Source organism: Chryseobacterium phocaeense, assembly GCF_900169075.1.
Taxonomy (GTDB): domain Bacteria; phylum Bacteroidota; class Bacteroidia; order Flavobacteriales; family Weeksellaceae; genus Chryseobacterium; species Chryseobacterium phocaeense.
In genome coordinates, this window is record NZ_LT827015.1 from 135,912 (window position 1) to 158,618 (window position 22,707).

The following is a 22,707-nucleotide window of genomic DNA, read 5'->3' on the forward strand; positions in this document are numbered from 1 at the left end:
CTGTAAACCGGAGCTATGGGTTTGTTATACAAATTCGAATCCTGCCTGTTTCCTTTTTAAACATAAATAGCAGATGAGAAATATTTACAATAAAGGTAATTTCAGAGCCGGTGAGTATGGGAAAATTTCCCAGGATCTAAGGAAGTATGGGAATAAAAAATGGAGAAGGACTGAAAAAGGTGATATTGAAGATCGCTTAAGAGAAACTTTCAGGTTCAAAAAAGCAAGGAAGAACAAACGTAAAATAATCTGGGTAAAAGTTACTAAAGAAACCAATGGAAGAAAGCAGTCCGATTATCGCGGATTCTATTCCGAAAAAGAATGCAGAAATGTCTTGAAAGGATCTCACATCATAAGACATTTTTTTATGAAAAAGAAACAAAAAAACAAATGAACACCTATATTGATATTGGCATTAATCTGACCAATAAACAGTTCTATAATGAACACGAAGAAATTATCAATCGCGCACTGGACAACGGCGTAGATCAAATGATCCTTACCGGGACAAGTATAAGGGGAAGTAAAGAATCTGCTCAGATTGCAGAAGAGTATCCCGGAATTTTATTTTCCACGGCAGGAATTCATCCTCATGATGCAAAATCTTTTAGCCCGCAGAGCATTCCTGAACTCAGGAACCTGTTGAAACTGGATCATGTGATCTCAGTAGGCGAATGCGGCCTGGATTTTGACAGGGATTTTTCACCAAGACCCATTCAGGAAAAATGTTACAAAGCTCAGCTTGAACTGGCAATAGAAGTTGGTAAACCTCTTTTCCTTCATGAAAGATCGGCTTTCAAAAGATTCAATGAAATCACAGATGAATATCTTTCCAAACTACCGAAAGCCGTTGTACACTGCTTTACCGGAACATTGAATGAAGCGAAAATCTATCTTGATAAGGGATTTTACTTAGGATTCACAGGAGCCATAAGTGATGAGAAGAGATTTAAACACCTTGAAGACGTGATCCGATACACCCCGCTAGACCGGATGATGATAGAAACGGATGCTCCTTTCATGCTCCCCAAAAATATGCCGCGGATGCAGAACCGCCGAAACGAACCGTCTTTTCTGCCGTATGTAGCACAGACGATTGCCCACCTGAAGAAAATAAATATTTCTGAAGTAGCGGATGAAACGACTGAAACGGCGAGGGAGTTTTTTAAACTTTAAAGGCGAAAGAGCGAAAAGGCTAAAAAGCAAAGAGGGCAAAGAAAGCAAATGGGCTGATAAGCAAATTTGCCCAGTCTGTCCATTTACCTTTTTCACTTTAGCGATTTTGCCCTTTTGCCTTTTAGCTTTTTTGCCTTCTAAAGACTTTTCAACGCAGATTCCAAAGCCAGCTCCATCATAGGTTTAAGGGCTTTTTCTCTTTCGTCGGCAGAAATTTTTTCGTGGGTAGGAATAATATCGGTTACCGTAAGGATGGTAGCGGCATTTTTCCCTAAATACTGGGCATTCGCAAATAATCCGAAAGCTTCCATTTCTACAGCCGGACAGTTATATTTTGTAGCAATAGCAGGAATATTCTGATCTTTTCTGTAGAAAATATCGCTGCTGTGAACGTTGATCGCTTTAGCAGCCAAAGATAATTCCTGAGCCGTTTCATTAATCGTTCCGAAGATATTCCCCTGATGTGAAAGGATCTCATCCTCAATTTCCCAGGCATATTTTGCATATGTACTTTCACTCGCTGCCTTTTCAATATTTAAAATATCAAAAAGCTTAAGATCTGTAGTATATGCTCCGCACGTTCCGATTCTGATGATGGTATCTACTTCATATTCTGTAAATAATTCAAAAGAATAGATCCCGATGCTCGGGAAGCCCATTCCGCTGGCTCCTACAGTAATTTCCTTACCTTTGTAAAGACCTGTATAATAAAAGATTCCTCTTGTTTTGCTTACCAGTTTAGCATTTTCCAAATAATTTTCAGCAATATATTGTGCACGAAGCGGATCCCCCGGCTGCAATACTACTTTGGCAATTTCTCCTTTTTTTGCACTGATGTGAATACTCATAATGTTATTTTGAAGGGACAAAGATAACAACTTTTAGATGGAAATATCTAAAGGACTTTGGTTCAATACAGTAAGTTTTTAATATATAAATTTCGGCCAGATATGATTAACCTTCCTGAATGACAATAGATGATCACCGGCTAACACAGCATCAGAAAAGAACAATACAGCAGTAGCAGCAGCAACAGCTTCTGATTATTTTAGTAAAAATTAAAGACAAACCACAATGACAATTGAACACATTGCGATCTGGGTGAAAGACCTGGAAAAGATCAGGGAATTCTATCAGAAATATTTCGGAGCTGTTTCCAATGAAAAATACCACAATCCGGTAAAAAATTTCCAGTCTTATTTCTTAAGTTTTGATAATGGCAGCCGTCTGGAAATTATGAACAGACCGGACATTAAGGAAAGCAGTAATTCCTATGATGCTCAGCAGTTCGGAATAATTCATCTGGCTTTTTCCACCGGAAGTAAAGAAAAAGTAGATGAACTGACGGAAGCTTTAAGAAAAGACGGGTACACCATCGCTGCAGAGCCCCGTACAACAGGCGACGGCTACTATGAAAGTGTTATTCTGGATCCTGAAAACAATATCATTGAAATAACGGAGTGATTGATGAGTTTTCGGCGGCGAAGCCGCCGCCGAAAACTAAAACTTGAAAATTAAAAGTTAGACATTTCTGTTTTTATAATATGGTCAGGAAGTTTGAAGGCTGAAGAGGGAAGTTGTTGAGATCTGAAAAAAGAACTTTAAAGCAACTTATAATTTTTAAAACAAGATTGATCAGATTCCATAGCTGGTTTTTGATAGGAGTACCTGTATTAACTTCCGGCCTCCCTCTTCCAACTTCCAGCCACTTCATCTTAAATTCTTATCCCGAACTCAGTTTATTTAAATATTGTAGATATTATCAATCATTCCCATAAAAATTTTATTCTCTGTGAAATAGTTTTATTTTTGTTAGATGATGCAAAAGGGATCGCCTTTTTTAGATACTATTTTTCTGCTTCGAAAAAGTGGAAGCATGACTGTTTTTTCAAATTTGCAGGAGATCTCAAAAAAAGAGGAAATGGAAGCCGGGGATTATTTCGAGACAGAATTTGAAAAAGAGAGACTGGAATTTTTATCTCAGGAAATAGAATGCCATAAAGAAGCGGCGGTTTGGGCGGCAAAAGTTTTATATCACAGTGCACAGCTGTATCTCATCCGGGAAAATACGGCAAAAGATCTTGATAAACTGATACCGAAGCTGAAAATCGCATCAGATGTTCCCTCTGTTTTATCGGCTGATTTATCATTAAGATTTTTGCCTCAGATTGTATCTCTACTGCATGCTGCTGATCCTCATGATCCTTTGGTCGGGATTCTGGAAGATATTCTTACGCATTTTCATTATTCGGGGATTGGATATCATCTTAATCTGGAAAAGATCAACTGGGAGAAGGAGCTGATGAATAAAACGTACCGGAAATTATATCTCGAAAGAATTGTAAAGAAGAAAGCTTATGAACTTGCCGAAATTCCGTACATTAATCAACTGCTTATCGCAGAATTCGGGATGTACAAAGACTCATTTTGGAAAGAATTAAAAATAATAACTGAAGAATAGTCAATGACTCAAAATATCACAAAACTTAATACCGTTCTCAGCTACGTAAAAGATACCTTTGTTGGGAAAAATGATGTAGTGGATCTGTTGGGAATATGTCTGCTGGCCAGGGAAAATGCGTTTTTGTACGGGCCACCGGGTACTGCAAAATCGGCTATTGTAAGAACGCTGGCCAAAACCGTAAAAGACGGCAGGAACTTTGAGTATTTATTAACCCGTTTTACAGAACCGAATGAAATTTTCGGTCCATTTGATATCCGGAAATTAAAAGAAGGAGAACTGCTCACTAATACTGAAGGCATGATGCCTGAAGCTTCACTGGTTTTTCTGGATGAAATTTTCAATGCCAATTCAGCGATCCTGAATTCATTGTTGACAGCTTTGAACGAAAAGATTTTCAAAAGAGGAAAAGAAACCAAAAAATTACCGGCTCTCATATTCGTGGGAGCGAGCAACGTCCTTCCCGAAGATGAATCGTTGAATGCGTTATTTGACCGTTTTCTGGTCAGAATCAATGTAGATTATGTAAATCCAGAGCTTCTTCAGCAGGTACTTCTTGCAGGAAGAAAGCTTGAAAACGAAACAGAAACCGAAATCCCCGAAATTCATGCAGATGAGATCAGGGAACTTCAGAATCTTTGTAAAACAGTGGATCTCAGACCCATTTATGAAGTATATCTGAATACCATCATCAGCTTGCGAAACACAGGAATTGCAATTTCTGACCGTAGAGCTGTAAAATTACAAAACCTGATTGCAGCCAGCGCACTCATCTGCGGAAGAAACGAAGCCGTACTCTCCGATCTGTGGGTGCTCAAGCATATCTGGGATACGGAAGAACAGATTGAGATCCTGGAAGGGATCATCAACAGGACCATTGAAAAAGATGACCATCCGAAATCCCATCCGCAGGCCATGCAGAACAAAACACCCAATCCGGAAGAAGTGATGAAGGATGTAAAGATTCTTGTGGAAAAATGGAACGGCGGCATGCTCAGCTTTGAAGAGCAGAATGTAATCAAGGATAAACTGAGATACCTGCAGACCCGCTGCGACTGGATCAGAAACCCCGAGCAGAAAGAATATATCCGGCAAGAAATTGAAAGCTTATGGCAGAAGATCCTTCAAAGTGTGTAAAAGAATTCCGGGCAGAACTTCCCCGGGTTGATGAAGATCTTCTGGGCGCTGTCAGGGACTGGAAAAATGTGCAGATCGCAGTGGATGAAGATACGCTGTGGCTGAAAGGTTTTACCGCAGAACAGGCTGAATCTCCGGAAATCCGGCAAATGCCTGATTTTGTACTGTATGAGTTGCGTGACGGACTTTTGTTTAAAAAAGAAGCACTGGTTCCAACCAAAAAAATGCGAACGGCTTTGCTTTGGTCACCCATACATAAAGCATTACCCCTTACTTTCCCGGTTTCTAACCAGAACTATTTTGGAATCGAGGAAAAAGTTCAGGTCAGATTAAAACCCGGAACCGAAGAACATCCTGCTGCTGCATTATTAAGCATCCTGTCAGAAATTAAGGAAAGCATTCCTGCACAGCCGGATTTTAAGCTTGAAAAAATAGAATGGACGGTGATTAATGATAAGGCATTATTTCTCGGAATTCCTTTATTAAGCCTTCCCGGGAAAACCTATTGGGAAAAAGACGGACATCTCCTGCCTGCAGGTTATGATTTTGAATTTAAAAACCTGAGTCTCCTTCTGAAGCAGCAATATAATAAAGAGTCGGATAAATGGCTTTTATGGAATGAAGACGGAACTTATCTTCCCGTTAAAAAAGAAGATCTGAGGCCACTGTCCGTAAGTTCATTCCGCCTTACTGAAAAAACAAAAGAATGGATTTAAACGAATATTTCCAGTCATATGAAAACTACTTTTGGGAGTGGGAGACCGACGAGGATATCGCCGGAGATGCCGGTTACTATAATCATAACCTCATATCGATTCCGGGTGTAGGGGCCATAGCCTACAGGCCTTATGTGATGGAGATCCTGAAAGAGCTTCAGCCGCTGGGATGGCCTCCGTTTGGTGCATTGCTGATGGTTCTCTATGCCATGCAGGAAGGCTACACGGATTTTGCAGGCCCTTTGAAGCATACGGCTAATTTTCACAGCATCGGAAATTTTGATTTCACAGCTGAAAAAAGTATTGAGTTCCTGGAAAAAATAAAATCCTTAAATAAAGTATATAAACAGGGCCAGAACAGGATCATATTGCTTCACACCCTGTTTCAGGATTCTCATAACAGACTCTCTCCCCGAAAAGCAGAAATGATTCTCACGAATTATTACAAAAGGCCGCACATGCTCGGAGTAAGTGCCCAAAAAAAATACGCGGGGCCGTCCGCCATCAACAGAGATTTAAGTACCCTTGATCTTTTGAATGAAAGATTCCCCACTACCCAGTCTATCATGGATGCCATGCGGGATCATATGGATGAGCCGGAACTGGATGACGAAGTAGTGGAGGAGGAAACAACCGTGGAAACAAACAAAGATTTTATTCAGCAGCTGATCGAAGAGCCTAAAACGTTTCAGGTAGGCAGCCTCATCAAAAGGATCTGGAGCGGACTGAGGATTCCTATGCGGCATTTATCACCGGGAGAACAGCCCATTGGAGGAATTTCTGATATGGCCAATAAAGGCGACCTCCAAAGAATGCTTCTTTCCGAATTTGCAAATGATGATGAAGTCTTTATGAACCGGGTTGCGAATAACGAAGCGCTGTACATCCAAAGAGAAATCCCGCCCGAAGAAAATATTTTCGAACGGATTATTTTAATTGATACTTCCCTGAAAAACTGGGGAACCCCTAAAGTATTGGCTTTTGCATCGGCGATTGCAGTGATAAGACATCCGAAAGCCCATTCGGAATGTAAAGTTTTTGCATTGGGACAGGCATCTGTTCCGGTTGCTTTGGATAAGCCTGAATATGTTATTGAAAATCTCAATCAGGTAAGTCCTGTTTTGGAAGTTTCAGAAGCATTGGAAAAGTTTTTTAACGAAGAGCGCACTGAAAAGGACCTTGAAGTATTTTTCATTACCCACCGGGAAAACCTTACAAATGAGAAAATCCGTAAAGTAATCCACGAAAACAGAGACCGGTTAAAATTCCTGATCACGACGGATTCAGACGGCGAGCTGAATTTTTATAAACACCATAAGGGAGCCAGAAAACATATTCAGAAAATCAGGCTTCCCCTTCAGGAATTATGGGCCAATCCGCCACAACGGCCACAAAAAACAACTCAGATTAATGGAAAGAAAACAGATCTTCCGCAAAATTACCCGATCCTGTTTCCAACTCCGTCCAATACCATTGCCCGGTTTTTATACGAAGGCGAATTTTATATTTTAAGCTCAAAAAAGCAGCTGTTGAAAACCTATCTTTCGGATAATTATTATGACAGGAATTCATATGACTATTATAAAACCTATCACGGCAGCGAAGTGCTGATCGAAGATATTTCCGTGAAACCACGAGGACAGTTTGCTTTGGCTAAGAACAGGCAGCAGCAATTTATTTTATGTCAGTATCAGGCTGATAAAAAGCTGGTGTCAAAGCTTAATCTGGATACCAAAGAATATTCAGAACAGAACGTGACCGGACTGAATATCCCCAATTCTTACCATCTGATCTATTTTGGGAAAAATTTTTACCTGCATCAGCCTACGAATTCTTCTCTCTATAAGATCAGTTTAGAAGGAAATGTTTTTGTAGAACAGGTTTTCAATGATGATGGCGAAATAGACAAGAATGTGGCAAAAGCCGAGACTGAAGTTGCTAAGCTGAACCGCAGCGGAATGAAAATCATCAGCAATTTTAACAGAATGGGAATTAATGAAAATAATAATCTGGTGATTTCAGGAAATGAATTGTGCAGATTATATGATAATTCCCTGAATCTTTATAAAAACAGACACACCGTTAAGATTCTGGCGGAACAGAATAAAAATAGATTTACATTTCAGGACGGCAGTGAGGTGATTACGGATTCCCGTGGAATGCTTACTTTTAAAAGCAGTAATACCGGGATTCCTACATTTTATATTCCCTCTACGGAATATGGATTTCTGGCCCTGGCCACCCATACCGAGTATGGCGGATCGGAATATTACCTTCCGAAACAGACTTTGCTGAAAGTAAAGACCATGGAAGAAATGTATTCCACGTATTTAACAGCATTTATTGATCAGATCCTGGATTATGGAGCTTAGAATAAAACCTTTTCCGAAAAATACATATCCTAAGAAAGGGCTCTTGATTAAAGATCCCTCACCTTTGGCATGGCTTTACGAAATGGAATTGCTGGGAATAGATCTCAATACAGTTAAATCCTATGCTATACCGGCGGATCAGCCTAATGTGCTGTACGGATGTCTGTTGGTTTTTTATGGTGAAGCTCCTCAGGAAATTGGAAAAAACGCTTATTTCCAGTCTGTGGACGACCGGCTTTTTATCCCTGAAAACACTATATTTTATCCGAAGATCAATCCCGAAGACTGGCAATCGATGAATTCACGCCTGATGGTGATGCACCCGGAGTTCGGTTTGGTAAAACTGACTGAAGAAATCGACTGGCTTTCCGTGATCAGGGAACCTGAAATTTCCCTGGGAAATGTGAGAAAACCATCAAATGGCGTTACCATTCCTAAGCATATTGAAAGCTTCATGGTGGAAATGAATGATGAAAAGGTGTTGAACAGTCTTCAACAGCCAAAGAATGAAGAAGAATGGATGAAAGATCTGCCTTTTGACCTTAAAAAGGTAATGGCAGGGAATAAAAAAGAAATTGAAAAGTATTTAAAATATATAGAAAAATATCCTGACAGGGCCGTAGAATTAGGGGTGCCGCTGGATATTATGGGAACTTCACGCGGTGATGGTTTTGGAAAATTGACTTTCGGAGAAAGTTGGTTCAGTGCTTTGTTTGGAGGACCCGGCGCTCAGAAAGAGTCTGCGGGAAGCCGGAACTTCCGGTGGATATTCTGGAGTGTGGTGGTGATTGCCATACTTTTCAGAATTTTTATGCCTTCAGAAAAAGAAAAGACCCAGGAAGAAGATTTCCTGGTTTCTTCCGGGAAAATTATGAACGGGAAGGGAACATCGCAGGCAGATATGATCGCTTACCAGTCCGGAGTGACGGACATCGACATGAAAATCGATTCTATTTACGGAAAAGAACGTAAAAAACTTTCCAGCGAATATACAGCGGCAGGAGCAGCCATGTCGAAAGATAAAAATGAAAGGGATCAATATAAAAAATCAGGAGGCCGTAACCTGGGAGAAGTGGGAAATGATATTGAAAAACTCAATTCCAGAGAGCAGAACAGTCGCGATTCCCTGAAAATTGTTTACTCAAAAAAAATAACAAAGCATCTGGTTCAGCAGGAAGCTAAAATGGAGCGCCGGATTTCAGATTCATTAAAGCAATATACAAAGGGAAAACCGGTTAATGGGGAAATTGTAAAATTTATACTAAAGAAAAAGCAGGTACTCATGGCGGATTCTCTCGGACGCCTCTACGGAACGCTTGATATGACAGCGCTTCCGCCAACCCGAGTTAAAGATTCAAAAACAGCAACTATTGAGTCAGGTGAAAATAACGCTCACGAAAAAACAAAGGTTTCAGACATCCTGTATCTTGTGATATTCATGTTCGGGGCGGTGGGAATTTATTCTTTTATTTTCAAAAGGAAATCCCTCAATCTTGGTGGCGATAATGTACCGCTTTGGATCAAGATTGTTTTGTCTGTTGTCCTTGTCTCCATGCTGGTGTATCTGTTTTATCCGCTGATAAAAATGTTCGGATACAACTGGTTCGTATGGATTCTGGTCTTTTTTGTTCTTATGCTTCTTTACCGCCTGTTCAGTGAAGATAAAACCATTTTAAAACCGGATGATGATGAATAGACAGAAATTTATAGACAAATTCCTGATTGCATTTATGATTCTTACGGTGTTTAAGATCATAGGAATCGGGGCGCAGCTTTTTCACGAAAGTATATGGAGTGTTATCGGGACATTGATCATTTTCCTTATTGTCGCTTTTATCGTCATGATGGTGATCACAGCCCTGAAAGATAAAGAAAGGAATACTAAGAATTCAGGAAGGAGAGAATCGGGCGGCGGAAATTTCTATCTGGAAACCTCGTTGTTTGACAAGATCAGAAATAAATACGAAGAGCTCGCCGAAAAATACATTGCTGAGAAAGATTATAAAAAAGCCGCTAAAGTATATATGAACCTTCTTCAGGACAATTTCCGTGGGGCAAAAACACTCGAAAACGGAGGTTTCTATAATGAAGCTGCTGCAGTTTATCTCAAAAAACTAAATAACAAGTCCGAAGCCGCATCCTGCTATGAAAAAGCCAAACAATACAAAAAGGCTATTGATTTGTACAAAGAAATGCAGCAAAAAGAAAAGGTAGGAGACTTGTATAAGGAACTTAATGATCTAAAAAATGCCCATACCTATTATCAGATGGTGGCGGACGATTATTCAGCCAACAGCCAGATGGTAAAAGCTTCCCTGATTTACAGCAAAAAAATGGAGCAGCCGGAGGAAGCGCAAAAAATATTACTGCAGGGCTGGGAAGAAGATAAAGACTCATTCAACTGCCTGAATAATTATTTTGCCAATGTTTTTGATATCAAAAAACTGGAAACGGAAATTCAGGACCTTTATCTGAAAACACCATCGTACAAAAAGGTCATCTATCTTGAAGCCATGAAGCATGAGTTTAAAAAAGATCCCAAACTGCAGGCCGTAACCCGCAATATCGCGTATGAAATTATTGCTGAAAAAGTAGGAACCCGCTCAGAGATCATTAATGAGCTGAAGCATTTCAATCCTGATGACAGCGTGATTTTGAAAGATATTTCGAGGTTTAAGACGGGACGGAACAGGATGTTGAGGAAATAAAATTCAAAGATTTAAAGATTTAATCATTTAAAGATTAAAATATATAGAGAAAGGTGGCTTCGAGTTCCTCAGCCACCTGCGATTATAGTTCTTTCCGGAATGTATTCTTTACATCAGAAAATTACATCTGTTTTAGACTGAAATCTCAAAGGCCGGAAAGGTGGCTGAGGAACTCGAAGCCACCTTTCCGGCCATGTAAAAAATGAAAATAACATTTCCAAAAAACAATTTTTCATATCTTTGCGCCAGAAAAATTATGACACTACAAAGAGCACATATCAATGTAAATCTATGCGATAGCCCTTCAATAAAAGGATTATTCGGATATGAATGGATGATATGGAATGAGGCGAAATGTGCTTGCTTTGAAAATTATTTACAATAAACCCGTAAAAATTTAAACAAAATACTGCAGAAACGTCTCGATAACCCGGGGCGTTTCTTGTGTTTTAGGCCATAAATTATTTAGAATGAAAAAAAATAACCATAAAATTGAAAATTTTTTAATTAACAATGAACATTTAATACGATAAATAAGAGTGATAAGTAACCCGATGAGAGACAGTCATTTAGGTATTTAAGAGATCTGCAGGATATTGCGGACAGATACTTCTTGTGTTAAAAATTGAGTTTAATTATTTGGTTTTCAATGACTTAAATGAAAAATAAATTTGCAGGTTAAAAATTTTCATCCTTACTTTGCAACCGAAAATTGAAAGCAACAGGTTTTCAGGATTCAAAAACTTTTTAAACAAAAATATAATGAAACAATTACATAACATATCTAATATGGATTCAAGACTACTCGGACAGGGGCCGAAAGGATATGCATGCAGTATTCTGGATCAGGAATTTATACATAAAAGGTGCTTATATACGTAGGTCTCAATGATCTGACACGTCAAAATATATACAGCACCTCCCGAAAAGAGGTGCTTTTTTTTATGGTTTCTTTAGCTTATTTGGTAAAGCGCCGGTCTGTGGAACCGGAGAACAGGGTTCGATCCCCGAAGATACCCAAAATACAAGTGGATGATGAATTTTGTGAAATGTGAATGGTCAATGGTGAATGTAAAATTGACAGGCGAAGCAAATTGACAATTGACCATTCACATTAAAAAACAATCTCATAGCTCAACTGGTTAGAGCACCGGTCTTTTAAACCGGGGGTTGAAAGTTCAAATCTTTCTGGGATTACAATTAAGAGTGAATAGTCAATGTTGAATTTAAAAATTAACAAAGAAGGCGGATTGACAATTGACCATTCACAAAACTAAAAACGGTTCCGTAGCTCAATGGATAGAGCATGGGTTTTCTAAACCCAGGGTTACAGGTTCGAATCCAGTCGGGATCACAAAAAGGTCTATTGAGGTAATGGTAACCTGCCCGACTGTCTCTTGGGCACCGCGAGTTCGATTCTCGCATAGACCGCAAGGATTCACGGAAAAATTCAGCTCCGGCTGTCTCCCGGAAACGGAATTGGAAGTGAATCTTAAAAACTGGAAAGATAACGGTGGTTGTTTACCCGCCTTGGACGCGGGAGGCCATAGGTTCGAATCCTATTTTCCAGACAAGTTTTGTTGAGGACAAAAGTGAATGATGAAAAGTGAATTTTGCTTCACAGGTGAATTTAAGATTGACAGTAAAACAGATTGACAATTGACCATTCACATAAAAGATTTCGTAGCTCAAGTGGTTAGAGCGTCGGTCTGATACACCGGAGGCTGAAGGTTCGAGTCCTTCCGAAATTACAAAAAGATGAAAAATGAAAGAGTGAATAGTGAATTTTGCTTCGCAAGTGAATTTAAAAATTGACGGTAAAACGGATTGACAATTGACCATTTACTATTCACATCAAAAGATTTTGTAGCTCAATGGCAGAGCACCGGTCTGTTAAACCGGAAGTTGAAAGTTCGAGTCTTTCCAAAATCGCAAAAACTAAATGTTAATTGTTTCAAAAGAAGAGAAAAAAGGTATGTCAAGAGCAGAAGATCTTTACGCCAAATACGGAAAATACCGACAGCCTTTTTCTTTTTTATGAGAAGTTAGAAGTTAGAAGTGATTAAATGAGAGCAGTATCATTGATCAATTATCAATCATCATTTATAATTCGATGGTTCGCCGAAGTGGAAGAGTCGGGGCGGTCTGCAAAACCGTTGTGAAAACTGAGTGGGTTTTGAAATGCGCAGCATTCGTGAATTCAGATAAAAAATAAAAATGTTTATGAACAATCCATAACCATCTCAAATAACTAAAATGAGAGTTAGTTCCGGAGAAAAGTAAAAGTTTGTCGAGCGTAGAAGTTCTTATATCAAACTAAAAATAAAGACAGGCTTTGTTTTTCTTCACAACAGAGAAATTAGAGATTAGAAGTTAGAAGTGATTAAATAAGATCAGTATTATTAATCAATCATCATTTATCACTTATCGCTTATAAAATTACTTATTGCTAATTACTCATTACTCATTATACTGGAAGTACGCCGAAGTTGGAGAGTCGGGGCAGACTGTAAATCTGTTGCTTCACTGCTGAGCAGGTTCGAATCCTGCTACTTCCACAAAAACCGCCGATAATGTAATGGCAGCATGCAGGAAAAGTACTCTTGTTGTTCAGGTTCGATTCCTGGTTGGTCGGTTTACATGTTCCATTAGCATAGCGGTAAGTGCATCCGGCTTTCTACCGGACGACAAGGGTTCGATTCCCTTATGGAATACAAACGTGAATGGTCAAAAATCAATGATGAATAATGAATACCATGAAAGTTCAGATTGAGGAAACACAATTGATCCGCTGATCATTCACAGAAAAACAGGAAAGAGAAAAGTTTGTCAGGCGCAGAAGATCTTACAGACACTAACAGGCATAGTTGTATACAGACAGGCTTTCTCTGACCTTGATTGATAAGTAATGGGTAATGAGCAATAAGTAATTTGACTGATGATAAATAGTCAATGAGTGAATTAATTACTGATTACTAATCACTCATTACTCATAAAAAAACGCGGGAATGGTGGAAATGGTAGACACACCTGATTTAGGCTCAGGGTTTTGGGGGTTCGAATCCCTCTTTCCGTACACATTAATATAAATGATAAGTAATAAGTAATAAGTAATAAGTAATAAGTAATAAGTAGTCGGGATAACGGATCTCCATTGTGAAATAGTCATTAAGTGAATTAATTACTTATTACCCATTACTTATTACTCATAAACCGGGAAGAGTGGTGTAGCTGGTCTGCACGTTAGTCTGAAAAACTAAAGGTACAGGTTCGATTCCTGTCTGTTCCACCAAACATGAATAATAAGTAATGAGCAATGAATGATATGGCTCGATTGTGAAATAATAAATTGACCTCTGGATTACTCATTACCCATTACTTATTACTCATCATATTGATTCATAGTGTAATTGGCAGCACACAAGACTTTGACTCTTGTTGTTCAGGTTCGAGTCCTGATGAATCAACAAAAATTACTCTGATGGTGTAATGGCAGCATCTCAGTCTCCAAAACTGATGGTATAGGTTCGAGTCCTGTTCGGAGTGCAAAAACGTGAATAGTGAATAGTGAATAGTGAATAGTGAATAGTGAATAGTGAATAGTGAATTTTGCTTCGCAAATGAATTTAAAATTGACAAGTTAAACGAATTGACCATTGACCATTCACAAAATACAATGGCAACAGTAAATTTTGCTTCGCAGATGAATTTAATATTGACAGGTAAAACGAATTGACCATTCACCATTGACAAATAAAAATCAACCTAAAATATGTAGAAAAAATGGAAACGCAACAAGAAGTATGGCAGAATATGAAAGGAAATTTTTTCCTGAAACCTATCACGCAGCTGGTAGAAGAAGCCATTATCCGCGAACAGGCTAACGGCCACCGACTGAAAGTATGTGTGGGTTCAGATTCCCACGTGTATGGCGACGCCATCAGCTATGCCACGGCCATTGTATTTGTTCGGGAAGGAAAAGGAGCGTTTACCTTTATCAGAAAAGAAAGAGAAATACAGAAAATCAGTATCAAAGAAAGAATGCTGAATGAGGTAAACAGATCCGTAGAAATTGCCTACGCTATCTGTGCCATTCTGGATGCTTATGGAGTAGAAATGGAGGTACACGCAGACATTAATACCGACCCGGATTTCAAGTCAAATGCCGCATTGAAGGATGCGATGGGCTATATCCTGGGAATGGGGTATGTGTTTAAGGCAAAACCGTATGCCTTTGCAAGCTCTAATTGTGCTGATATGATGGTGTAATCTTTTAATTTAAAAAAATGAAAACAGTTTACTTATTAATGGAGAAAAGTACTGGAAATTTCAAACTGTGAAAAAACAAATAAAAACTGATAACCATGTATTTTTTAATTCAGGCCAATGTCTATTTAGATCCGGATAATTACAGAATTTTTAATGTATTGGAGGAATTAAATATTGATTATGAAGTAATTAATATTCCACCAACAGCAGAGAAAATAGACTTTAAAACAGACCGGAAGGATGTTTTTGTATACGGTTCTGTAACGATAGCAAGACTGGCAAAACAGAATTCAGAGTGGTTTCCTGGTTCTTTTTATGGGGGTAATCATTTGTATGAAGTGTATTCCAGATTTTATGGAGAAAATCTCCTTAATTATAAAGTTTCTGTTCATAAAATTTCAGAAGACCTTGTTTGGAAGAATAATGAAATAAAATTTATTAAGCCTTACAACGAAGCTAAAATTTTTACAGGAAGAGTTTTCACGGAAATAGAATGGAAAGATTTCGTTTTTGAATCAATCGAAAATCAATCTAATAGAATTACGGGTGATTCAATGGTTCAGGTTTCAGAAGCAAAATGTACCATAAAAGAAGCAAGACTTTGGATTATAGGCGGACAGATAATCGATGGAGGATACTATAAATTTAATGATAATGCTCCTTTTGAAGAGAAGGTTTCAGAAGACGGACTTGTTTTTGCCAATGAAATGATCAAACTTTTTAATCTTGAAAAGGCTTTCGTAATGGATATCTGCTTAACGGATGAAGGCTGGAAAATTGTAGAAATAAACTGTATTAACAGTTCCGGGTTTTATCCCAATACAAATGTGAAAAGTGTTATCAAAGCATTGAATATTTACTTTTCTAATTAAAAAAATAAGATGGAAATAACAAAAAGATTATTGTTTCTGGATGATATAAGATACCCGGTTGAAGCGTATCATTATTCCAGACAGGATGTTTTCCTCAGAAAGGACTGGCATATTGTTCGGAATTACGATCAGTTTGTCAACAGGATTCTGGAAAAAGGACTTCCGGAAATGATTTCTTTTGACCATGATCTGGCAGATGAACATTATCTGGAACAGGATTCTCAAGAATTTGTTGAAAAAAAAGGATATGACTGTGCCAAATGGCTCGTAGAATATTGCATGGATCATTATTTAGATCTGCCAAAATTCTACTGTCACTTTATGAATCCGGTTGGAAAACAAAACATTGAAAGCCTTTTGAACAACTTTAAAAACTATTAAAAATTAAAAAGAAATGATTTTCAAAACATACAACACTATAGAAAACGCTTACCAGACCCGCATGATAGATCAGATCAGGCTTCAGGGTTTTGGGGATGAGGTTTTCGTAGTGCAGGAAAAGGTTCACGGGGCAAATTTCTCTTTCTTTACCGACGGAAAGGAAATTAAGATCGGAAAAAGAACCGCTTTTATTGAAAAAGATGAAAAGTTTTTCAATGCCCATCAGGTATTGGAACGCTACAGGAAAAATGTGATGGATCTGTTCCAAACAGTTAAAAACATGCATCCTCAAACGGAAACTGTTGTGATTTACGGCGAATTATTCGGCGGAGGATACAAGCATAAGGAAGTAGAGCCCGTAAAAAATGCGGTCAAAGTGCAAAAAGGGATTGAATATGCCCCTCATAATGAATTTTACGCTTTCGATATTAAGCTGAACGGAACCACTTATCTGGATACGGATTTGGTGAATCAGATTTTTGAGGAAACCGGTTTTTTCTATGCTAAAATAGTGTTCCAGGGCTCACTGGAAGAAGCTTTGAAGTTCCCGAATGTTTTTGATACCAAAATTCCGGGTTGGCTTGGTCTGCCTGAAATTGAGGATAATATCTGCGAAGGAACCATTGTCAAAACTTTGAAAACCAGATATTTTGGAAACGGTTCAAGGGTCATTCTGAAAAATAAGAATGAAAAATGGACCGAAAAATCCAAAATGGTTAAAAAATACAGACCCGTGAAGGAACAGGTCCGTTTCAGTGACACTGCCGGAAATATTTGGGAAGAAATCCAAAAATACGTTACCGCAAACAGGCTGAATAATGTAGTAAGCAAGATTGGCGAATTTCATCCCGGTATGATGGGTAAGGTGATTGGCCTTTTTGCACATGATATTCTGGAAGATTTTGGAAAGGATTTCCCTGCAGCTTTCACTTCAATAGAAAAAGAAGAACAGAAAAGGATCAATAAAAAATTGAATACTTTGGTTATTCATTGTATAAAAGAAGAGTTCATGACTCTTAAAGTCTAAGTTTCGGTATATTTTACCGGAACTTTTTTATGTTTAAAAACTAAGGATATAATTGTGCAGAAAACAAAAAATCTTTTAAGACAAAATTACCTTAAACATGAACAGCACAAATATTTTCCACAAATAGGCACACTCATCTGTGAAAATCTGTGGAATCAGTGGTCAAAAAATTGAACGAAAAAAATTAACAAACAAATTATTAAAAAATGAAACCAAATATATTTTTTACGGCAGACCATCATTTCGGTCATGCCAATATTATAAAATTTTCAGAACGTCCGTTCGAATCTCTGGATCATATGAATGAAGAGCTGATCAGGAGATGGAATGAAAAGGTCGGGATCAATGATACGGTCTATCATCTTGGCGATATCAGTTTAGGAAAACCGGATTTCACCAAAGAAATTCTGGACAGGCTGAACGGTAAAATCCATCTGATCAAAGGGAACCATGAAGGCGCTGCCCTCACATATCCCAAAAGATTTGACTCCATACGAGATTATCATGAACTGAAAATCGATGAACCGGAAAACACCAATGGTAAACAGAAAATCATTCTTCTGCACTACGCCATGCGAAGCTGGAACGGCTCATACCGAGGGGTCTGGCAGCTCTACGGGCACTCACACGGAACATTACCGGATGATGAAATGGCTTTAAGCTTCGATGTAGGAGTAGACTGCCATAATTTTTACCCGATCTCCTACGAAGAAGTTAAAGAAATAATGAAACGCAAGAAGTGGACGCCGCCGTTTGCAGTAAGAAACTAAAAATGTTTTTTCGGGAATTTTATATAATTATTTTTTCTGCGTAAATAGAATGCGTACTGATGATTTTACCTTTGCATAACTTTAGCAGTTACAGCAATTCTTCTTTAAGGGTAATCCTTCCCACGTCTCCTCCAAACCCATAAAACGATATGCAGATGAATGAAAAAAATGTAGAATAAAAATAATTAAATGAAAACAACCAATGAAATATTAATCATCGATTTGGAGGCCACATGCTGGGAAAATGACAGAATTCCGGCCGGACAAAAAGTCGATATTATAGAAATAGGAATTTGTAAGCTGGATTTAAAATCTAAAGCTATTTCCCAAAAACAAAGCATCTATGTAATACCGGAAAGATCAGAAATTAATGACTTCTGCACAAAACTGACCGGAATTACTCCTGAACTGATTGAAGAAAAAGGAATCTATTTTGAGGAAGCCTGTGAAAAAATCAGGGAAGAATATCATGCAGAACGGCTTACCTGGGCCGGTTATGGGAACTTCGACAGGGAACAGGTTTTCGAGCAGTGCGACTGGCTTGGAATAGAGATCCCCTTCGGAGGAAATTATCTCAATGTGATGGAAGAGTTCAGAGACCATTTCAGACTGCATAAATTAATAGGGCTGAAAAGAGCCCTGAACCATCTCAAGATGGATTTTGAAGGAAACCATCACAGCGGAGCAGACGATGCTTACAATGCCGCCAGAATTTTACGGAAAATTTTGGAGTAATCAGTAACAGGGAAGTTTAAACGGAAAATAAATAAAATCTACTACTATCTTCCATCTTCCCGAACATTAAATTGATAAACAAATGAAAACAACAGAAAATATATTAATCATAGATCTTGAAGCTACCTGTTGGAATGACAGGCCGCCAAGAGGCCAGGAAAGCGAGATCATCGAAATAGGAGTATGCATCATGAATGCCGCAACAGGTATGGTCTCAAAGAATGAAGGGATTTTAATAAAATCCTTGTACTCAAAGGTAAGCCCGTTCTGTACGGAGCTCACCTCCATCACCCAGGAAATGCTGGATAGCGAAGGCATTATGCTGGAAGATGCACTGGATATCCTTAGGGCAGAATACGACTCTGAAGATCTTACGTGGGCAAGCTACGGAAACTATGACCTGAATATGCTGCAGAATCAGGCCAGAAGATTCAATCTGGATTATCCGTTAAGCGATGACCATATCAATGTAAAGACCTTATTTGGCCAGCTGCATCCCACAGTGAGAAAAAGTGTGGGCATGAGCAGGGCTTTAGGTGAGCTTAACCTTAAACTGGAAGGTACCCACCACAGAGGCGTGGATGATGCAAAGAATATTGCAAAAATCCTGCACTGGTGCTTAAGACAGTACTAGTATAAAAATATAACAGTCTACCAATGACTCCCTTCTCAGAAAGGGAGTTTTTTATTGATATAGCAGAAAAAATAATCTTAACTTTCATTAAAAATAGCAGCAGATCTTTGAATTTTTTTGCGCCTTAAAGCAGTATGAAAATAAATCTTTTGCGTCTTTGCAATACACCAAAAAATAAAAAATAGATACCAACGCTTTTTTCTGTGACAGCAAAAATTTCTTTTAACTTTTATTCAGAAATCCGGGCTGAACTGCTTCAGAAAGCATAATTTTTTGTTAAAAAACTCACTTTAAAGGGATAATTCAATTTCGACATTTATTTTTTTGCTATTTTAGTCGTTCAACAGTGGAATTATGCTTAGTGAAGATGAATTGAAGAGGATTTATTTAAATGATAAAATCAAAGAAATAATTCTTTTTTTTAGAAAGCTGACCCCAAAAGAAATACAAAAAACTTCCGTCATTGTCAAGAAATTTTTAAATAATGACTGGAGGCATAATCACGGCTCTGAGCTTACCCTTTCGGTTTCCGGTCAGACCCATGAGCAATACGGAAAACTGGCTCCGGGCTTTTACATATTGCCTCTCAGTTTTCTTAGCAAACTGTTAAAATCCTTAAACAACTTTTTGAGATATATAATGAACTGTCACATCTTAATCAGTCACAAACTGATCAGGCTGTTGCAGGGAGACTAAAAGCATGACAAAAAACGAAAATAACCTGAAAAAAATTATTATCAAATTAAAACAAATGAAAGAAAGACTTTATGAGATCCTTAATGAGGAAAAAGCACATGAAATCATCCCCTTTCTGAAACAGCTCAGCCATGAAGAAAGGAAAGCCCTGATACCTACAATAAAAAAACTGGACAGGGAGATCAGTAAGATCATAATGACGAAAAACTCCTATCATACTGCCGGCTCTGCTGATCAGCATTCTATTATTGATATCGCATCATTTGTCTGTATGGATCAGAAGCATTACGGGAAAGATTACTGGAGCTTTTTCAGAGACAAAGAGCAGACCTCTAAAATACTGGAATGGGGATGTCCACCCTGGTTTTCAGATTTTATTAATGATTCTGTTGAAGCCGAATTTACTGCATTTAACTATCAGGATATTCTTGGATGGGCCGAAAAAGGCTACGTACAGCCCAGACCTGAGTTGCTTGGCTATCACTTAAGCCTTCAGCCCCATGAACTGGAAAAAAATCCGGAGACCCTTGAAACCCATTTTTGGTACATGTGTGAATTTCCGTCGAAATCCCTTCCGTTTCAAAGAGAATGGTTTCCGGTGGTTCAGAAACTGATTGCTGAAAATAAAATTGAAAGAAAAAGATTTCTAAAGGAATGTCTGCTCGCAGCTAACAGAAATTTTAATAAAAATGTAACCGGATGGTTTATGGATGCATTCAATGCATTGAAGCCTTCTGATGACGAGCTGATTTTGCTTCAGGATGAGCTGATGGCAGGACTGGCCTCTGTTCAGTCAAAAGCAGTAAATACCATGCTGGCCCATCTGAAAAAAATAGTTGCAGATCCGGAATTCAGAACGGGTGAGTTCTCTCACTTTCTTCCGAATTTATTAAGCTCCGAAGTGAAAACCGTAGTGGCAGCCAGTCTTACCGTTACAGAAAGAATTTTCCAGAAAAGAAAAAAAGACACTGATAATCTCGGATTGGCATTAAGCGCTGCATTTGTAAGCAAAGATGAAAGTATTCAGACCAAAGCGGCAAAAGTTATTTTGAAATATGTTCCCGTTTCTGAAGAAATCAAGGAAGCTTTGTCCCATTATGCCGACAATATATTGGCAAATGTAAGACCCGGACTGGTTCAGTATATTGAGAACAGACCGTTGGAATTGGACGCTGTAGAGCCGGAAAAGCTGGAACTGATCAGTGAGGAAAGCCGTATTCAGAAGCCTGAAAGCTTTGAAGACCTGATGTTTTTCCTTCCGCAGGCCATAGAAAATCCCGGGACCTGGTACTATGATCTGGCACTGGATGGATTGATCCGTTTTGCAAATGAGGCAGATGAAGGATCTGTAAAACTTTTCGAACCCGTATTTCAAAAAGCATGTAAAACCGTTGCGAAATGGGAAGTTCATCATTTTAATGTGCTTCTGTGTAATCTGATCATCAATTACGGACTTTTGTTGTTGGATAAATTTCCGGTTCAGCTTAAGAATCTGGAGAAAATCTACAAAAGAACCTGCGAAGATGAAGCCACCAGAGAAGTGTATTCCAGTTACCATAAGAAGCTGGGGCCTCTTAAAGATATTTATGCAGGAGGTTTGGCTATGGAACCCTTTAAACGTATTGCGGTACTTGTTTTTGAAAAAATCACTTTGGGAGATCAGACGCCGCTTCTCTCTACCGTAACCCATGAACCGTGCTGGGTAAGCCCGGAAGCATTGGTAGAAAGGCTGGAAATTTACCAGAATACTGATACGGAACCCAAAGATCTTGATATGCAGCTTGCCCTTCAGCGTTGTTCACTGGAAAAAACATCAGACGCTTTGCAGCAGGTTGAGGAAAAATTAAAAGGTGAATACAAAGACCTGCTTCTTTTCTTTTTTAATAAAAATCCCGCCCCGAAAGGGAAATTTGAACATCCTTCGTGGTGGATGACGGCCGGAATTACATGCTCGCCGGGGAAAGTTTTTGAAGAATTTAAGGACTTTGGCTATGATGATATTCCTGAAGAATTTCTTTCCGGAATTTATGACTGGAAAACCATCGACAGCAAAAAAAATTCCTACTATCCCGTTGAACTCAATATCAGTGTTCCGAAATATCATCTGAAAAAAAGGCAGCATCCCCTTTTCCTTGAATACTTTATTGCAGAACAAAAACACTTTGCTGAGATTCCTTCCTTTATGTGGAGCTTTCCCAATACCCTTGGGAATGTTTTTGCAAAGATCGTCAAATACTGTCTGTTCTATTCAGGGCTTGCTGAGGTTTATGAAAGAAACCTGGTTCTGAGTACCGCGCAGGCATTGCACCAGATGAAAAAACCTCTGGATGCAATGGGATTACTGTTTTTGGGAACGGTCTTTCTAGATGGAGACAAAGTGATCCGGGGAACTGCCGCTGAAATCTGGCTGGAACATGTATCTCATAAAGTAATGGATAATGCTGAGCTCGGCAGAGTAATAGGTCTTCATGAAAAACTTGAATGGGCGCCTATAAAACGCTTTACGGATATTGTACAGCACCAGATGCTTAATGTCAGCAAAGACCATAACCTGGCCCTCGAACAGCTGCTGGCCCATATTCTTCTACAGATGGAAACCCCGGTGACCAATCTGAAAAAAATATTGGATATTTACCACGAGGTTTTAGCCTTAAATCAATCTGAGGCCGATAAAAACTTAAAAGAAAAACTGAATACCTGGAAAGAAAACTCCAGTCTGAAAAAAATCTGCAATCTTCTTCTAAAAAAATAGA

The 22,707-nt window shown here is 38.6% G+C and carries 18 protein-coding genes and 13 tRNA genes; 30 read left to right on the forward strand and 1 reads right to left on the reverse strand.

All coding sequences use genetic code 11. The features are described from left to right. Positions 1 to 73 precede the first annotated feature (73 nt). The gene (locus B7E04_RS07420; RefSeq protein ID WP_080778093.1) at positions 74 to 394 is read left to right on the forward strand and encodes a hypothetical protein; all 321 of its coding nucleotides are present in this window, start codon (positions 74 to 76) and stop codon (positions 392 to 394) included. Continuing rightward, a complete protein-coding gene (locus B7E04_RS07425; protein WP_080778094.1) occupies positions 391 to 1,176 on the forward strand; it encodes a TatD family hydrolase in 786 nt (261 codons plus the stop codon). The genes B7E04_RS07420 and B7E04_RS07425 overlap by 4 nt, the downstream gene beginning before the upstream one ends. 137 nt (positions 1,177 to 1,313) lie before the next feature. Here the strand turns inward: B7E04_RS07425 and deoD are convergent, their stop codons facing one another. Continuing rightward, positions 1,314 to 2,024, reverse strand: coding sequence for a purine-nucleoside phosphorylase (gene deoD / locus B7E04_RS07430; RefSeq protein ID WP_080778095.1), 711 nt, complete (start codon positions 2,022 to 2,024; stop codon positions 1,314 to 1,316). Between the two features lie 226 nt (positions 2,025 to 2,250). Here deoD and B7E04_RS07435 point away from each other — a divergent pair, with 226 nt between their 5' ends. From B7E04_RS07435 to B7E04_RS07570, 28 genes are all read left to right on the forward strand, one after another. Beyond that, positions 2,251 to 2,640, forward strand: coding sequence for a VOC family protein (locus tag B7E04_RS07435; protein ID WP_080778096.1), 390 nt, complete (start codon positions 2,251 to 2,253; stop codon positions 2,638 to 2,640). 355 nt (positions 2,641 to 2,995) lie between these two features. Then, on the forward strand, positions 2,996 to 3,637 hold the full coding sequence (locus B7E04_RS07440; protein ID WP_080780613.1) for a hypothetical protein: 642 nt from the start codon (positions 2,996 to 2,998) through the stop codon (positions 3,635 to 3,637). 3 nt (positions 3,638 to 3,640) lie between these two features. Next, positions 3,641 to 4,774: an AAA family ATPase gene (locus tag B7E04_RS07445; protein WP_080778097.1), complete on the forward strand. Its 1,134-nt coding sequence runs from the start codon at positions 3,641 to 3,643 to the stop codon at positions 4,772 to 4,774. Then, positions 4,747 to 5,490 carry a hypothetical protein gene (locus tag B7E04_RS07450; protein ID WP_080778098.1) on the forward strand — a complete coding sequence of 248 codons (744 nt, stop codon included), beginning with the start codon at positions 4,747 to 4,749 and terminating at the stop codon, positions 5,488 to 5,490. Before B7E04_RS07445 ends, B7E04_RS07450 begins: the two co-directional genes overlap by 28 nt. Beyond that, the gene (locus tag B7E04_RS07455) at positions 5,481 to 7,862 is read left to right on the forward strand and encodes a hypothetical protein (RefSeq protein WP_080778099.1); all 2,382 of its coding nucleotides are present in this window, start codon (positions 5,481 to 5,483) and stop codon (positions 7,860 to 7,862) included. The genes B7E04_RS07450 and B7E04_RS07455 overlap by 10 nt, the downstream gene beginning before the upstream one ends. Beyond that, positions 7,852 to 9,558: a hypothetical protein gene (locus tag B7E04_RS07460; RefSeq protein WP_080778100.1), complete on the forward strand. Its 1,707-nt coding sequence runs from the start codon at positions 7,852 to 7,854 to the stop codon at positions 9,556 to 9,558. Before B7E04_RS07455 ends, B7E04_RS07460 begins: the two co-directional genes overlap by 11 nt. Continuing rightward, positions 9,551 to 10,570 (forward strand): tetratricopeptide repeat protein, encoded by a 1,020-nt coding sequence (locus B7E04_RS07465; protein WP_080780614.1) that lies wholly within the window; start codon positions 9,551 to 9,553, stop codon positions 10,568 to 10,570. Before B7E04_RS07460 ends, B7E04_RS07465 begins: the two co-directional genes overlap by 8 nt. 946 nt (positions 10,571 to 11,516) lie before the next feature. After that, positions 11,517 to 11,589: transfer RNA gene (locus tag B7E04_RS07475), tRNA-His, on the forward strand. 104 nt (positions 11,590 to 11,693) lie between these two features. Then, positions 11,694 to 11,767 (forward strand) — tRNA-Lys (locus tag B7E04_RS07480). Between the two features lie 84 nt (positions 11,768 to 11,851). Continuing rightward, positions 11,852 to 11,924 (forward strand) — tRNA-Arg (locus B7E04_RS07485). Between the two features lie 6 nt (positions 11,925 to 11,930). After that, a tRNA-Asp gene (locus B7E04_RS22110) sits at positions 11,931 to 12,001 on the forward strand. 68 nt (positions 12,002 to 12,069) lie between these two features. Beyond that, positions 12,070 to 12,141: transfer RNA gene (locus B7E04_RS22115), tRNA-Pro, on the forward strand. Positions 12,142 to 12,247: 106 nt separating this feature from the next. Beyond that, positions 12,248 to 12,321 (forward strand) — tRNA-Ile (locus B7E04_RS07490). 109 nt (positions 12,322 to 12,430) lie between these two features. Next, positions 12,431 to 12,502, forward strand: a tRNA-Asn gene (locus tag B7E04_RS07495). A 542-nt stretch (positions 12,503 to 13,044) separates the two neighbouring features. Next, positions 13,045 to 13,128, forward strand: a tRNA-Tyr gene (locus tag B7E04_RS07500). A gap of 84 nt (positions 13,129 to 13,212) precedes the next feature. Then, positions 13,213 to 13,284 (forward strand) — tRNA-Glu (locus tag B7E04_RS07505). Between the two features lie 288 nt (positions 13,285 to 13,572). Beyond that, positions 13,573 to 13,646 (forward strand) — tRNA-Leu (locus tag B7E04_RS07510). A gap of 140 nt (positions 13,647 to 13,786) precedes the next feature. Beyond that, positions 13,787 to 13,862: transfer RNA gene (locus B7E04_RS07515), tRNA-Phe, on the forward strand. Between the two features lie 103 nt (positions 13,863 to 13,965). Further along, a tRNA-Gln gene (locus B7E04_RS07520) sits at positions 13,966 to 14,037 on the forward strand. A gap of 8 nt (positions 14,038 to 14,045) precedes the next feature. Further along, positions 14,046 to 14,116: transfer RNA gene (locus B7E04_RS07525), tRNA-Trp, on the forward strand. A gap of 237 nt (positions 14,117 to 14,353) precedes the next feature. Then, positions 14,354 to 14,839, forward strand: coding sequence for a ribonuclease H-like YkuK family protein (locus B7E04_RS07530; RefSeq protein ID WP_062652930.1), 486 nt, complete (start codon positions 14,354 to 14,356; stop codon positions 14,837 to 14,839). Positions 14,840 to 14,934: 95 nt separating this feature from the next. Further along, positions 14,935 to 15,711 carry an ATP-grasp domain-containing protein gene (locus B7E04_RS07535; protein WP_080778101.1) on the forward strand — a complete coding sequence of 259 codons (777 nt, stop codon included), beginning with the start codon at positions 14,935 to 14,937 and terminating at the stop codon, positions 15,709 to 15,711. A gap of 9 nt (positions 15,712 to 15,720) precedes the next feature. Beyond that, on the forward strand, positions 15,721 to 16,092 hold the full coding sequence (locus tag B7E04_RS07540; RefSeq protein WP_080778102.1) for a cyclic-phosphate processing receiver domain-containing protein: 372 nt from the start codon (positions 15,721 to 15,723) through the stop codon (positions 16,090 to 16,092). 13 nt (positions 16,093 to 16,105) lie between these two features. Further along, complete coding sequence (locus tag B7E04_RS07545) at positions 16,106 to 17,119, forward strand: RNA ligase, Rnl2 family (protein ID WP_080778103.1); 1,014 nt, start codon at positions 16,106 to 16,108, stop codon at positions 17,117 to 17,119. 206 nt (positions 17,120 to 17,325) lie between these two features. Beyond that, complete coding sequence (locus B7E04_RS07550) at positions 17,326 to 17,889, forward strand: metallophosphoesterase (RefSeq protein ID WP_080778104.1); 564 nt, start codon at positions 17,326 to 17,328, stop codon at positions 17,887 to 17,889. A gap of 189 nt (positions 17,890 to 18,078) precedes the next feature. Beyond that, positions 18,079 to 18,624: a 3'-5' exonuclease gene (locus tag B7E04_RS07555; RefSeq protein ID WP_080778105.1), complete on the forward strand. Its 546-nt coding sequence runs from the start codon at positions 18,079 to 18,081 to the stop codon at positions 18,622 to 18,624. A gap of 82 nt (positions 18,625 to 18,706) precedes the next feature. After that, the gene (locus tag B7E04_RS07560; RefSeq protein WP_080778106.1) at positions 18,707 to 19,258 is read left to right on the forward strand and encodes a 3'-5' exonuclease; all 552 of its coding nucleotides are present in this window, start codon (positions 18,707 to 18,709) and stop codon (positions 19,256 to 19,258) included. Positions 19,259 to 20,009: 751 nt separating this feature from the next. Further along, a complete protein-coding gene (locus B7E04_RS07570; RefSeq protein WP_139785361.1) occupies positions 20,010 to 22,706 on the forward strand; it encodes a DUF6493 family protein in 2,697 nt (898 codons plus the stop codon). The last annotated feature ends 1 nt before the right edge of the window (position 22,707 follow it).